Here is a 593-nt window from a genome sequence, read left to right on the forward strand (position 1 = left end):
TCAGGTAGTCGACGGCCGCCCGGTAGCTGTCCGCACCCGCGGTGCGATCGACCGGGATGTGTCGGAGGCTGCGCATGATGGGCCCGGAGATCTTGTTGTCGAAGACCTCCTTCTTCGCCATGAAGCGGACCTTGCGCTTGCCCTGCAGGAAGGCGGGGATTCCGGCCAGCGTGAAGTCGAGGTATCCGGTGTGGTTGATCGCCACCACGCCGGGGCCGGTCACCGGGACGTGCTCGACGCCGGAGATCTTGAACTTGATGCCCTGCACGCCCCAGAGCGTGCGCGCCGCGGCGATGACGGTGTCGTAAGCGGGTTCCATGGGATCTGATCCTAGTCGGGGCCACGCCAGCCCGGCGCCGCGTCGACAGACCCGCCTCCAGGCCGAAATCGCGGCGGGCACAGCCCGCGTCCGACGGGATTCACCCGGCCCCAAGCGTTACGATCAACCCGATACCGCAAATTCCGAACGTTAGGGAATTCCCCATGCGCCGAAGCACGCTCCCCACCCGCCTCTCCGTCGGCCTGACCGGCGTCGCCGCCGCGGCCGCACTCCTCACCCCGGCCGCGGCCGGAGCCGCACCGTCGGGCCCGAT

At 69.0% G+C, this 593-nt stretch carries 1 protein-coding gene; it reads right to left on the reverse strand.

All coding sequences use genetic code 11. From position 1 onward, the window contains the following. The coding region (locus B4L26_RS19050; RefSeq protein ID WP_290721609.1) for a lysophospholipid acyltransferase family protein at nucleotides 1-319 on the reverse strand (319 nt) is incomplete at its 3' end. Between the last annotated feature and the right edge of the window lie 274 nt (nucleotides 320-593).

The organism is Gordonia sp. UBA7599 (assembly GCA_002477755.1).
Lineage (GTDB): Bacteria > Actinomycetota > Actinomycetes > Mycobacteriales > Mycobacteriaceae > Gordonia.